Genomic DNA, 12865 nt, shown 5'->3' on the forward strand with positions numbered 1-12865 from the left:
GGGATTATGAGAAAAACTGGAAAGCAAACGTGGGTTTATGAAAATCCTATTTATATTAATGCCACAGGAACAGCTGTAGGACCAAAAGAAGCAGATGGACCGTTAGGAGAAACATTTGATATTACACATAAAGATTTGCACTGTGAAGAAGACAACTGGGAGTTGGCTGAAAGAAGGCTTATGACGGAGTCTATTGATTCCTGCTTGCAAAAAATAAATTTATCCTATGAAGACGTTGATTTGTTTTTGGCTGGAGATTTATTAAATCAAAACGTAACGGCTAATTTTGTGGCCAGGCATAACCAAATTCCATTTCTATGCATGTTTGGCGCTTGCTCCACATCGATGGAAACACTTGCAACAGGAGCAGCTCTTGTAGATGCAGGGTTTGCTAATCGTGTTATTGCATCAGCGAGCAGTCATAACGCAACGGCTGAGCGCCAATTTCGAAATCCTACCGAGTACGGAGGACAAAAACCAGATACAGCAACGGCAACCATTACGGGGGCAGGGGCAGCTCTGGTCTCGAAAGAAAAAGGTATTGTGCGTCTGACGTCTGCAACCATTGGTCGGGTAATGGATTACGGGATTAAAAATGCAAACGACATGGGTTCTGCTATGGCACCAGCTGCTGCAGATACCATTCAAAGGCATTTGGAAGACTTAAACGTTGCTCCAAGCGAGTATGATCTTATTTTAACAGGAGATTTATCTGGTGTAGGAAGTCCAATCTTAAAACAGCTGCTCAAGGACGAAGGCTACGATATATCAACCAATCATAATGATTGCGGATTAATGGTATACCGCCCTGATCAAAATGTATTTGCAGGAGGAAGCGGCTGCGGCTGCTCGGCTATTGTCACGTATGGGCATATTTTAAATGAATTAAAATCAGGAAACTTAAAAAAAGTGTTTATGGTGGCAACAGGAGCTCTTTTAAGTCCAACGATGATTCAGCAAAAAGAGTCAATTCCAACAATTGCTCATGGCGTCGTCTTAGAACATATTGGGGAGGGGGATGATCAATGGAGTATGTAATAGCTTTTGCTGTAGGAGGAATCATTTGCGTTATTGGGCAGCTGCTGCTTGATTTTGCTAAGCTTACTCCAGCGCATGTTATGAGTTCGTTTGTAGTTGCAGGAGCGATTTTAGATGGATTTGGTCTTTATGATAAGTTAATTGAATTTGCTGGCGCCGGAGCGACGGTTCCAATTACAAGCTTTGGTCATTCTTTGCTGCACGGAGCGATGAAGCAAGCGGATGACCATGGATTTATCGGGATTGGTATTGGAATTTTTGAACTTACCTCGGCTGGAATTTCAGCAGCTATTTTATTTGCTTTTATTATCGCGTTAATCTTTAAACCGAAAGGATAAAAGATTATGAAAAAAAGAAGGGTCATTATTGTAACCGATGGGGACGAATATGCACGCAAAGCAATTGAGCATGTAGCTAAATCGGTTGGTGGCAGATGCATTTCGAGGTCATATGGAAACCCTACTACGTTAACAGGTAGTCAAACGGTAGATTTAATTCTTCAAGCACCATATGATCCCGTCTTTGTGATGTTTGACGATAGCGGTTTCTTAGAGGAAGGGCCTGGGGAAATTGCTTTGCTCCATGTAGCAAAGCATCCTCAAGTAGAAGTTCTTGGAGTGATTGCCGTTGCATCACGTACTCATCAAAGCGAATGGACAAGAGTGGATGTGACCATTGATCGTTTTGGGGAAATATCGCATTACGGCGTGGATAAAAGCGGAATTCAAGAGTTAGAAGTCGGACGAATTAATGGAGATACAGTTTACTGCTTGGATCAGCTCGATATTCCCTTAGTTGTAGGAATAGGGGATATCGGCAAAATGGCTAGGATGGATGATGTTAAACTGGGATGTCCTATTACTGAAAAAGCAGCAAGACTTATTTTAGAAAGGAGCGGTTCGTTTGGGTAAGCTAGCAGAGAAGAAAACAGCCATTTTTTCAAAAGTGCAAAAAAACGATCAGTGGTTCAAGGAAAACGCTAGTATGAACACAAGCTTTGATGTGGGCGTGCGTAAACTGCTTATTTTGGATCGAGAAGTTCATATTTACTATGTAACGGGGCTGTGTGATAGTTCATTTATTATTGAAATTGCAAAAGTACTCATTCAAATTAATGATAATGAAGTTGAACGAGCAAAGCTAAAGGATATTGTTGAAAACCGTCTTATTCATCAGCAAGTCAAGCCTTTAAAGACGCTGGATGATGGAATGGTGTCGGTTTTATCAGGACTGCTATTCGTTTTAATTGACGGTGAAGAAGTTGGCTTTGAAGTCGATGTGCGTACATATCCTGGCAGATCCCCTGAAGAAGCGGATACAGAGAAAGTGATTCGCGGAGCAAGAGATGGATACACTGAAAACATCATTATCAATACAGCGTTAACAAGAAGAAGAATTCGTGACGGAAGATTTCGTTTTGAAATTATGAAGGTAGGCGAACGATCAAAACTGGACGTAGCGATTGGGTACATAAATGGAGTAGCTGATCCAGGGCTGGTTAAACTGATAAAAGATGAACTAGAAGCAATTGATATAGATGGTTTGCCGATGGCTGACAAATCAATTGAAGAGTTTTTAGTCAAACAAGGAATTAATCCTTTTCCAATGGTACGCTATACAGAACGTCCGGACACAGCAGCAGCTCATGTACTAGAAGGGCATGTGATCATTATTACCGATACGTCTCCAAGCGTCATTATTACGCCAACTACGCTGTTTCATCACGTGCAGCATGCAGAAGAATACAGGCAGTCTCCTTCTGTCGGTACGTTTATCCGCTGGATACGGTTTTTAGGAATTCTTGCCTCTCTTTTCTTATTACCGCTATGGCTGTTATTTGTACTTGAGCCAGACCTGCTGCCGGCAAAATTGCAGTTTATTGGACCAAACGAAGAAACAAATATTCCAACTGTTGTTCAAATTTTCCTAGCTGATTTTGGGATTGAGTTTCTGAGGATGGCGGCGATTCATACGCCGACGCCGCTTGCCACGGCGATGGGCTTGATTGCCGCCGCGCTTATTGGGCAAATTGCTATTGATGTAGGTCTCTTTGTTCCCGAGGTTATTTTGTATGTGGCTATTGCAGCAATTGGTTCATTCGCAACGCCAAGCTATGAGTTAGCAGTAGCAAATAAAATGCTGCGATTGTTTCTGTTAATTTTTGTAGCGGCCTTTCATACTCCAGGATTTCTTATTGCAACAACGTGTATCATTCTCTATATGGCGCGATTAAAATCGTTGAATACGCCTTATTTGTGGCCGTTTCTTCCATTCAACCCCCAGGCTTTATGGCAGATTATCATTCGCACACCGGTTCCTGGAGCAAATCCGCGTCCTAGTATTGTACATCCGCAGGACAAAGACCGCCAGCCTGCAAAACCTTAAACAAAATATGTAGTTGAAACCTGTATGAAGATGTGATAGATTTGTTTTAAATATGGAAAATAATAAATATTTAGACAGTTAGCAGCGAATTGCCGTTAACTGTCTTTTTTACACTATACACAGGAACGGGGTCTAAACATGTTTTTACACGGAACAAGTCGCATAAATAAGCAGGGTCATCTTGAAATTGGTGGAGTTGATACGGTTAAATTAGCATCAAATTTTGGGACACCCCTTTACGTATATGACGTGGCTTTAATTCGGCAGCGTGCTAGAGAATTTAAAGAAACATTTGAAAATCATGGGGTAAAAGCACAGGTCGCTTATGCAAGCAAAGCTTTTTCTACAATCGCAATGGTTCAAGTTGTTCACGAAGAAGGTCTTTCGTTAGACGTCGTTTCGGGAGGGGAACTGTATACGGCTTTAGCAGCTGACTTTCCGAAAGAACGGATTCATTTTCATGGAAACAATAAAAGTCGAGCAGAACTAGAAATGGCCATCAAAGAAGATGTAGGATGCATTGTAGTTGATAATTTTTATGAAATTGCATTGCTTCAGGAAATAACGGAACAGTATCAAAAAAAGATGCCTGTTCTACTCAGATTAACACCCGGAATTGAAGCTCATACACATGATTATATCTTGACAGGGCAGGAAGACTCGAAGTTTGGGTTTGATCTTCAAAACGGTCAAGCAGACGAAGCTGTGCGTCTTGTACAAAATAGCAAGGGGCTAGAACTTTTAGGTATTCACTGTCATATAGGATCTCAAATTTTTGAAACAACCGGATTTATTATGGCGACTCAAAAGCTTTTTGCAAAAATGAAAGAGTGGAAGCAACGTATGGAATTTGTTCCGCAAGTATTAAATTTAGGCGGCGGCTTTGGCATTCGTTATACGGAAGAAGATCAGCCTATTCCTGTTTCGCAGTATGTGGAAGTTATTATAGAAGAGGTCAAAAAGCAGTCCAAACAGTTAGAGGTAGAAATCCCTGAAATTTGGATTGAGCCCGGCCGCTCTCTTGTAGGAGATGCTGGAACGACCCTGTATTCAATTGGTTCTCGTAAGCATGTACCTAATGTACGTGAATATGTAGCGATTGATGGAGGAATGAACGACAATATCCGTCCTGCGCTGTATCAAGCGAAATATGAAGCGGTCATTGCCAATCGAATGAATGATGAAAGTGATGAGCTTGTATCTATTGCTGGTAAGTGCTGCGAATCGGGGGATATGCTGATGTGGGATGTACACCTTCCAAAAGCAAACCCAGATGATTTATTAGCAATGTTTTGTACAGGCGCATACGGTTATTCTATGGCAAGTCACTATAACCGTTTGCCAAAGCCAGCTGTCGTGTTCGTAGAAGATGGAGAAGCACAGCTAGTCGTAAAACGCGAAACGTATGAAGACATTGTAAAAAATGACGTGAAATACAAAGTGACGGTAAAAAAGTAACGAGTGATTAACGTAAAAAAAGAACCTCTTGTTCAAGAGGCTCTTTTTTTTATGAGAATAACGATTTAATAGCATTAATAATATCAACAAAGAATTGCTTTAATTTATCAAGAAATGATTGGCCTTCTTCTGACTGAAGAAATGTTGTTACTTTTTCCTTTGTCGCGGAAAGCTGGTCTTTTACTTGATTCCAATCGATATTCATATCTTTTAAACGATTGAAAAAGTCAACAAGTGTATTAAGCTCTGAATCTGTTAATTTAATACCTAAATCATCAGCCACTCGCTGAATTAACGTGCGTAAATCGTCCTTTGTTTGAGGATTTTCTTTGGCGATTTCTTCTTTAATCGTTGCCATAAACTGAGCTGCTTTTTCTTTACCGATTTTTTCACCAAGCTCAGATGTCTGGACCATCTCTTCATTGGCTGCTTTTTTTACTTCTTCTGGGATTTTTTGATCTGTTTGAACTTCATATGCTTTCATAATACCTGTTAAAGCAGCTGTACCAGATACTTCAAATGGAGCGGTAATCTGGATTTTTGCATCTTTAACGCCGGCGGTCATCAAAGCATTAATATACATGTCGTCTGTAATACCATTAATATTTTGAGTTGATACGCTTAAACCTGAATCTTTTGAACCAAGGGTAATACTAGAAGATGAAATAGCACGAGATCCAATAGTAGCCTTTGGAATAAAGTCACCTAAATATTCATGCTCTTCTTGGTTTGTCACGGTTACTGTTTGAGCATTGCTTGGCGCATCAAGGTCATTTAATACCTGTTGCTTCTGAGAGCTGGTTAAGTCCTCACCTAATGTAATAATAACATCGCCCGGAGCAGCATCTGCAAAACTTTTTAAGGGTGCGGTTAGGAATAGAAGAAGACCTAATGTCACCATCATTGCTTTTATCGTTAATTTCAAACCTTTTTCCTCCTTTAATCCCATACTTGCCCTATTATAATACGGGCAGGTCTGAAGTAACAGAGTCAATTCATCATTTTCCCATAAATCAGTCTAGAGACGTAGATTTCTAAATGAAAAGAACTCTATGTATCTCTACCACTGTATTAGACGGATAATACTATAAAAAGTTTCATCTCACAACCACTATTTTTTATTTAGAGCTACATGAAAAGAAAGTGGATAAGTGCATTCGTTGAATTCATGGGCTTGTTTGTAGTAGAATAGAGTGAGTTTATAGTTGTAAAGGTTCTACCTCTAGGTGGCATTTACAACTTTTACATGTTGCCGCTTTGACGGGGAAAATAGAGCCTATAGCGGTACTAATACATATATTGGAGGTCATTTATATGAAAAAGGCAAGTATTTTAATGGAAAATGGCGAAAAAATTCTAATCGATTTATTTCCGAACGAAGCACCAGGAACAGTAGAAAACTTTGAAAAGTTAGCAAATGAAGGATTCTACAACGGCGTAACGTTCCACCGCGTTATCCCTGGATTTGTTTCTCAAGGAGGAGACCCAACTGGTACAGGTGCTGGCGGCCCTGGCTATTCAATTAAATGTGAAACAGAAGGAAACCCTCACAAACACGAAGCGGGTTCTCTATCAATGGCACATGCTGGTAAAGACACAGGCGGCAGTCAGTTCTTTCTTGTTCATGAGCCACAGCCTCATTTGAACGGTGTTCACACTGTATTTGGAAAAGTAACAGAAGGACTTGATACAGTGTTAAAAATGAAAAATGGCGACGTAATGAAAGAAGTAAAAGTCTGGGAAGAATAAGAGCATACTGCTATAAATGGATATCAGCTAATAAAACGTCATAACAACCTTTAAAAGGGGGTTACGGCGTTTTTTCTTCGCGCAACAGCTCAAAAAGCGTAATAGATTAGGTTTCTCATACACGCATGACATATGACAGGCTTTTGTGTAATATTGCTATTTACTTATAAATTTTGTATGATAAAAGCAGTAAAAAACGCAGCGCATTAATTTGTAGGAAAGTTTGAGGACGAGGGAGAATCGTATGCTTATTCGCTATAAACGAAACTATGAAAAAATTGCCATGGGTCTTCTATCGTTTGTACCTACGGAAAAAGATTTAAAAAAACTTCAACAAACGATGAAAGAATATGAGCAAAACGAACATTGGCAGCTGTATCTTTGGAAGCAAGAAGAAGATATTATTGGGATTGTTGGCATTTCCATGCTCGATAAAAGTTTGATTGAGGTTCAACACGTCAGTGTAAACCCTTCACACCGCCAACAGGGCATTGGCAAAAAAATGATTAAAGCTCTTAAAGAAATGTATACGACTGCACAAATTAAGCCGAGTGAAATCATCGCTCCGTTTTATGAAAAGTGTCAGGCGGATGAATAAAGAAAAGCATGATTAGGTGAGGTGCGAAAGCTTCTTTCACATCTTAGTCATCATAAAACAACAGGTAGCTAGAAGCTACCTGTTGTTTTGTTTTGCCAATAAGTTCGCTTGTCTTTCCGCAATCACATCTGACCGATCTCGCGTGGTGTGACGATGAATAATCGCATCATTTTGCAGATTAGAAGCTGATAACCAGACAAGCTGTTTATCAGTGCTTCTTTGTTTGCAAGCTCGTAATAATGCTGGATCTTCAATGGGCAAGTTAATACTTTTATATGGCTGATAGGTATCGATTAAAGCTAATTGTTTGCGAAGAAGTTTAAGCAGTGAAGGATAATTAAGTCCAAGCTGTGCAATATTTTCTTCTTCCTTCGTTAAAATTGCCAGCGCCTTTTGCATCGTTCTTTTGGCTCCGGCGAAATTTTGGCGTCGATGATGATAGAGTGAAACAGCAATTTGAATAAGGCCAACCCAAATAATATTGCGGTGTCCTCTTTCGTCTTTTTTCCAGTGTTCTTCTAGCAGTTCATGACATTCAAAGTAATCCCGGTCGCCATGAAAATGAACTAAATAATCAATATAGGCTTGTGAATACAATCTTGTTCCCTCCTGGTAAGACTCTATATGTAGTGTATCACAAAAATTAGCTATTCATCAGCGCGGTGCCTTTAAAGAGACAAACGTGCTCAAGGTATGGCGAACACGTTTGTTTTTATTCAATATGTGTGGTTAGAAGCGTAAGCAAGAACAACCAACAATAATTAATAAAATAAACAGTACAACAATTAAAGCGAAACCGCTACCGTATCCACAAGATTTTTCACCCATGCGAGTTCCTCCTTCAGCCATTTCAAAATCTTATTACCTTGACATCATATGTATATTTAAACTTTTTGTATGGGCAAATGACCTATTTTTACGTTAATTTGTATTGGACATGTGTCTATAATCCTCTATACTAATGATAGTAACGTTATATAAAGCAGCAGAAATGATAAGCAATTGAAAAGTGTTGGTGAGATAAAAGTGGAGTATAGTGTAAAAGTAGATGCGTTTGAAGGACCTCTAGATCTTCTTCTGCATTTGATTAACCGATTTGAAATTGATATTTACGATATCCCAGTAGCGACAATTACTGAGCAATATATGATGTTTATACATACAATGAATGAGCTTCAGCTAGACGTTGCCAGTGAGTATCTAGTCATGGCAGCAACTTTGCTTCAAATTAAAAGTAAAATGCTTCTGCCTACGTATGAAGAAGATATGGATGAAATTGAAATGGTCGATGAAGAAGATCCGCGTGAAGAATTGATGCAGCGCTTAATTGAATATCGAAAGTTTAAAGAAGCGGCGGTAGAGCTTCAAAAACTGGAAGAAGACCAAAGTCATGTGTATACAAAACCTCCAAGTAATGTGCAGATAAATGCAGAAGAACGTACGCTGCCTCAGGACGAAGGGTTGGATATATCACTGTATGATATGCTAAGTGCTTTTCAAAAGTTGATGAAACGGAAGCAAAACAAAAAGCCTATGCAGACGAAGATAGCAAGGCAAGACATTCCAATTGACAAGCGCATGAGTGAAATTGTGAACGAATTAAAAGCCTTTAAAGGGAAAAAAAGTTTTTATCAGCTGTTTCCTTATCAAGAGCGTGATCATATTGTTGTAACGTTTTTAGCTGTGCTGGAATTAATGAAAGAAAATGAAATCGTTGTGGAACAGCAGCACAATCTAGACGAGCTTTATGTATCGTATCGAGAAAGGAATGAAGAGGAATGACAACAAATAATCTACAGGCTATTATTGAGAGCCTACTTTTTGTTTCTGGTGATGAAGGTCTATCCATTAGCCGGTTAGCTGAGATTATAGAAAAGCCTCATGAAGACATTCAAGGTGCTTTGGAGAGCTTAGAGCAAGAGTGTAAGTTAAGAGGAGTTACACTTGTTGAAATAGGAGGGGCCTATCAGCTTGTCACAAAAAAAGAGTATGCGCCATATATTGAGAAGCTCGTAGAAGCTCCCGCTAATCAATCACTATCACAAGCAGCGCTTGAAACGTTAGCTATTGTAGCGTATAAGCAGCCAATTACAAGAGCTGAAATCGAAGAGATTCGCGGAGTGAAAACGGAAAGACCTCTTCAAACTTTAATTGGAAAGGTTTTATTAAAAGAAGTGGGACGAGCGGAAGGCGCAGGCCGGGCCATCTTATACGGAACGACAAAAGAATTTTTAGGCTATTTTGGTCTTAAAAGTATCGAAGAGCTGCCGCCGCTTCCAGAAGATTTATTACAAGAAGGAACCGATCAAGAAGCAGATTTGTTTTTCCAATCGTTTCAAGAAATGAAGTGAAAATGTAAAAGAACATAGAGTTTTTTCTATGTTCTTTTTTGTATGGACAAATCTTTTCATTCATAACCAAAAAAGACGAGCATAAACTTGTACAAACAGGTAGAGGGACGGGGATGACATGAAAAGAAGCAAAAAAAGTATCATCTATCTATTTATTGTATTGCTATGTCTCAGCGGTTGGCCTTCCGTATCATCTGCAGCAGGGAGTGTAAGTGCTCATAGTGCTATTTTGATGGAACAGAAGTCAGGAAGAGTTTTATATGCTAAAAATGCAGATCAAGTTAGCCGAATTGCTAGCATCACAAAAATTATGACAGCAATACTGGCGATTGAATCTGGCAAAATAAATAAAAAAGTTACCGTTAGCCACAACGCAGTTGGCGTTGAAGGTTCTTCTGTGTATTTAGTTGAAGGTGAAAAAATAAAATTAAAAGACTTAGTGTATGGCTTGATGCTTCGTTCAGGTAATGATGCTGCTGTAGCTATCGCAGAAGCCGTTGGAGGAAGCGAAGATGGATTTGTTTATTTGATGAATAAAAAAGCAGAAGAAATTGGCATGACAAATACAACATTTCAAAATCCGCATGGATTAGACGATCATGAAAATCATCGCTCAACAGCGCACGATATGGCTCTGCTTATGCGCTATGCAATGAATAATAAAATTTTCAAAGAGATTTCAGGAACAAAAGTCTATCGAATGAAGCACCCTGAAGAGAAATGGGATCGAGTGTGGAAAAACAAAAATAAACTGCTGACAACACTATATGCATATTGTACTGGCGGAAAAACAGGATATACGAAATTAGCAAAACGAACGCTTGTGACAACTGCTACAAAAGATGGAATGGATTTAATCGCCGTAACGATTAATGCGCCAGATGATTGGAACGATCACATTTCCATGTATGAAAATGCATTTGATAAATATGATATGACCAGTTTAGCTGCAAAAGGCGAATTGGCAGATATAAAAGATTCTTTCTATAAAGATCAGTTGTATATTAAACGAAATGTCGTCTATCCTCTTACAAAGAAAGAACAGAGCTCTGTAGAAGTGAAAACAACGTTAATTCAGCCTAAAAAGCAGTGGAAAGAAACAGGGAAAGTTCCCAATGTTGTAGGGAAGCTCGATATTTATAGAAGTGGAGAAACGATTGACAGTGTTCCTATTTATTTCGAAAAGCAGGCCGAGCAGCAAAAAGGTTTCTTTGATAGAGTGAAGCGATTAATGTTTATTCAGTCTGGAGCCAAAACAGATGGTTAATATTATTTGGATGCTCCTGACCATTATTGGAATTGTTTTTGCGATTATAAATGGGAAAATTGGTGATGTAAACAAAGCAATTTTTCAAGGAGCAGGCGAAGCAGTGACCATCAGCATAGGGTTGATCAGCGTGCTGGTCTTTTGGTTAGGGATGATGAATATTGCTCAAAGTGCAGGGCTTCTCGACAAGTTAGCGAAATTGTTTCGACCCATTATTACAAGACTTTTCCCTGATGTTCCAAAAGATCATCCGGCCTTGGGGTACATATTGTCCAATATGATGGCGAATATGTTTGGACTCGGGAATGCGGCAACTCCTCTCGGCATTAAAGCGATGGAGCAGCTTAAAAAGCTAAACGGCGATAGAGACGAAGCAAGCCGTTCTATGATTACACTTTTAGCACTTAACACAACCAGTTTAACACTTATACCAACCACAGTTATTGCAATTCGAATTACGTATAACTCGGCTAATCCTACTGAAATTGTGGGTACTACGCTTTTAGCAACTGTTGTAGCTACGATAGGAGCTATCATCATTGATCGCTTCTTTTATTATAGACGTACACGAAAAGGGGGAAAACGAAAATGACTATGCTTAATCAAGTATCATTGATGTTTATTCCTCTTATTGTAGGATGTATTTTACTTTATGGGACCTATAAAAAAATTCCTACGTATGAAAAGTTTGTAGAGGGAGGGAAAGACGGGTTACAAATTGCTTTTTCCATCATTCCTTACTTAGTCGGCATGTTAGTGAGCATCTCTATTTTTCGAGCTTCAGGAGCCCTTGATTTTTTCTTATCTGTTTTAAAACCTATGCTGCAAGCAGTCGGCGTTCCGGCTGAAATTGTACCTTTAGCTCTTATCAAACCGATATCTGGAACGGCTGCTCTTGGTATCACGACGGATCTAATTTCTACATACGGACCTGATTCTTTTATCGGTCGTTTGGCATCGACCATGCAGGGAAGTACAGATACCACATTTTATATTTTAACGGTTTATTTTGGAGCGGTTGGCATTAAAAAAATGGGAGATGCGCTGAAGGTTGGTTTACTGGCAGATTTGGTAGGAATTATTGCCTCAGTTGTCATTGTAATCCTTGTGTTTGGCCGGTAAGAAATCGAAAATTCTACCTCTGAGTGGCAAATACACTTGTGTATTACTTCGTAAACAAGTAAGATGTTACAAGAGGTGAAGTGTTAATGGAACGATTACAAAAAGTAATTGCTCACGCAGGTGTAGCATCAAGACGTAAAGCTGAAGAATTAATCGGCCAAGGCCGAGTGAAAGTAAATGGAAAAGTTGTAAGAGAATTGGGCACGAAAGTAGGTCCTAACGATAAAATTGAAGTAGACGAAGTGCCGGTAGAAAGCGAAGCGCCCGTTTATTTTATGTTATACAAACCAAGAGGCGTCATTTCAGCTGCTAACGACGATAAGGGAAGAAAAACAGTCGTTGACTTCTTTCCACATGTAGAAGAAAGAATTTATCCCATTGGACGTCTGGACTATGATACGTCGGGTTTACTTCTTTTAACAAACGACGGTGAATTTGCTAATCAGCTAATGCACCCTAAATTTGAAGTGGACAAAGTGTATGTGGCTAAAATTAAAGGAATTCCAAGTCGTGAAAAAATCAGACAGCTGCAGCGCGGTGTGATGCTTGAGGACGGAAAAACAGCACCAGCTCGTGCAAAAGTTCTTTCTATTGATAAAAGCAAGCAGACGGCAATTGTGGAATTGACGATTCACGAAGGGAAAAATCGTCAAGTACGTCGTATGTTCGATGCAATCGGACATTCTGTATTAAAATTAAAACGTGAGCGCTACGGACCTTTAGATTTACGCGGATTAAATGCAGGAGAAGCTCGTGAGCTTACAGCGCATGAAGTCAAACAATTATATTCAATGTCTCAAACAGGTAAGTAATTTTCACTTACCTGTTTTTTTTTTTTTTTTATGAAAAATGTCGTGAATTAGAAAAACAAGCAAGGTTTTTTGAAAAAATGTCGAA

Annotated in this window: 16 protein-coding genes; 13 read left to right on the forward strand and 3 right to left on the reverse strand. The window is 39.3% G+C overall.

Annotated features, from left to right (window positions below; all coding sequences use genetic code 11):
- Positions 1-6 precede the first annotated feature (6 nt).
- From spoVAD to lysA, 5 genes are all read left to right on the forward strand, one after another.
- The gene (gene spoVAD, locus MMB69_RS02590; RefSeq protein ID WP_013084932.1) at positions 7-1038 is read left to right on the forward strand and encodes a stage V sporulation protein AD; all 1032 of its coding nucleotides are present in this window, start codon (positions 7-9) and stop codon (positions 1036-1038) included.
- Positions 1026-1376 carry a stage V sporulation protein AE gene (gene spoVAE / locus MMB69_RS02595; RefSeq protein ID WP_025750441.1) on the forward strand — a complete coding sequence of 117 codons (351 nt, stop codon included), beginning with the start codon at positions 1026-1028 and terminating at the stop codon, positions 1374-1376. Before spoVAD ends, spoVAE begins: the two co-directional genes overlap by 13 nt.
- Before the next feature lie 6 nt (positions 1377-1382).
- Complete coding sequence (gene spoVAEA, locus MMB69_RS02600) at positions 1383-1949, forward strand: stage V sporulation protein SpoVABEA (RefSeq protein WP_071270796.1); 567 nt, start codon at positions 1383-1385, stop codon at positions 1947-1949.
- Positions 1942-3423 (forward strand): spore germination protein, encoded by a 1482-nt coding sequence (locus MMB69_RS02605; protein WP_221779360.1) that lies wholly within the window; start codon positions 1942-1944, stop codon positions 3421-3423. Before spoVAEA ends, MMB69_RS02605 begins: the two co-directional genes overlap by 8 nt.
- Positions 3424-3561: 138 nt before the next feature.
- Positions 3562-4881 carry a diaminopimelate decarboxylase gene (gene lysA / locus MMB69_RS02610; RefSeq protein ID WP_221812653.1) on the forward strand — a complete coding sequence of 440 codons (1320 nt, stop codon included), beginning with the start codon at positions 3562-3564 and terminating at the stop codon, positions 4879-4881.
- 49 nt (positions 4882-4930) lie between these two features.
- On the opposite strand, the gene MMB69_RS02615 is transcribed toward lysA, so the two are convergent.
- On the reverse strand, positions 4931-5806 hold the full coding sequence (locus MMB69_RS02615; RefSeq protein WP_057273997.1) for a DUF1002 domain-containing protein: 876 nt from the start codon (positions 5804-5806) through the stop codon (positions 4931-4933).
- A gap of 389 nt (positions 5807-6195) precedes the next feature.
- Here MMB69_RS02615 and MMB69_RS02620 point away from each other — a divergent pair, with 389 nt between their 5' ends.
- Complete coding sequence (locus tag MMB69_RS02620; RefSeq protein WP_013059064.1) at positions 6196-6630, forward strand: peptidylprolyl isomerase; 435 nt, start codon at positions 6196-6198, stop codon at positions 6628-6630.
- 244 nt (positions 6631-6874) lie between these two features.
- Positions 6875-7228 carry a GNAT family N-acetyltransferase gene (locus MMB69_RS02625; protein WP_013059063.1) on the forward strand — a complete coding sequence of 118 codons (354 nt, stop codon included), beginning with the start codon at positions 6875-6877 and terminating at the stop codon, positions 7226-7228.
- 75 nt (positions 7229-7303) lie between these two features.
- Here the strand turns inward: MMB69_RS02625 and MMB69_RS02630 are convergent, their stop codons facing one another.
- A complete protein-coding gene (locus tag MMB69_RS02630) occupies positions 7304-7825 on the reverse strand; it encodes a DUF309 domain-containing protein (RefSeq protein ID WP_277447105.1) in 522 nt (173 codons plus the stop codon).
- A 132-nt stretch (positions 7826-7957) separates the two neighbouring features.
- Positions 7958-8056: a YjcZ family sporulation protein gene (locus MMB69_RS02635; RefSeq protein ID WP_170836726.1), complete on the reverse strand. Its 99-nt coding sequence runs from the start codon at positions 8054-8056 to the stop codon at positions 7958-7960.
- Between the two features lie 198 nt (positions 8057-8254).
- On the opposite strand from MMB69_RS02635, the gene MMB69_RS02640 reads away from it, so the two are divergent.
- From MMB69_RS02640 to MMB69_RS02665, 6 genes are all read left to right on the forward strand, one after another.
- Positions 8255-9010 carry a segregation/condensation protein A gene (locus MMB69_RS02640; protein ID WP_221812652.1) on the forward strand — a complete coding sequence of 252 codons (756 nt, stop codon included), beginning with the start codon at positions 8255-8257 and terminating at the stop codon, positions 9008-9010.
- Positions 9007-9579, forward strand: coding sequence for an SMC-Scp complex subunit ScpB (gene scpB / locus MMB69_RS02645; RefSeq protein ID WP_195695936.1), 573 nt, complete (start codon positions 9007-9009; stop codon positions 9577-9579). The genes MMB69_RS02640 and scpB overlap by 4 nt, the downstream gene beginning before the upstream one ends.
- Before the next feature lie 118 nt (positions 9580-9697).
- Entirely contained in the window at positions 9698-10846 is a 1149-nt protein-coding gene (locus tag MMB69_RS02650) for a D-alanyl-D-alanine carboxypeptidase family protein (protein ID WP_221784530.1), read from the forward strand.
- Entirely contained in the window at positions 10839-11438 is a 600-nt protein-coding gene (locus MMB69_RS02655) for a nucleoside recognition domain-containing protein (protein ID WP_013059057.1), read from the forward strand. Before MMB69_RS02650 ends, MMB69_RS02655 begins: the two co-directional genes overlap by 8 nt.
- Positions 11435-11968, forward strand: a complete 534-nt coding sequence (locus MMB69_RS02660; protein ID WP_013084923.1) for a spore maturation protein — start codon at positions 11435-11437, stop codon at positions 11966-11968. The genes MMB69_RS02655 and MMB69_RS02660 overlap by 4 nt, the downstream gene beginning before the upstream one ends.
- Positions 11969-12054: 86 nt before the next feature.
- Complete coding sequence (locus MMB69_RS02665; RefSeq protein ID WP_013059055.1) at positions 12055-12780, forward strand: pseudouridine synthase; 726 nt, start codon at positions 12055-12057, stop codon at positions 12778-12780.
- Positions 12781-12865 lie beyond the last annotated feature (85 nt).

It is taken from the genome of Priestia sp. P5 (assembly GCF_029522155.1).
Lineage (GTDB): Bacteria > Bacillota > Bacilli > Bacillales > Bacillaceae_H > Priestia > Priestia megaterium_E.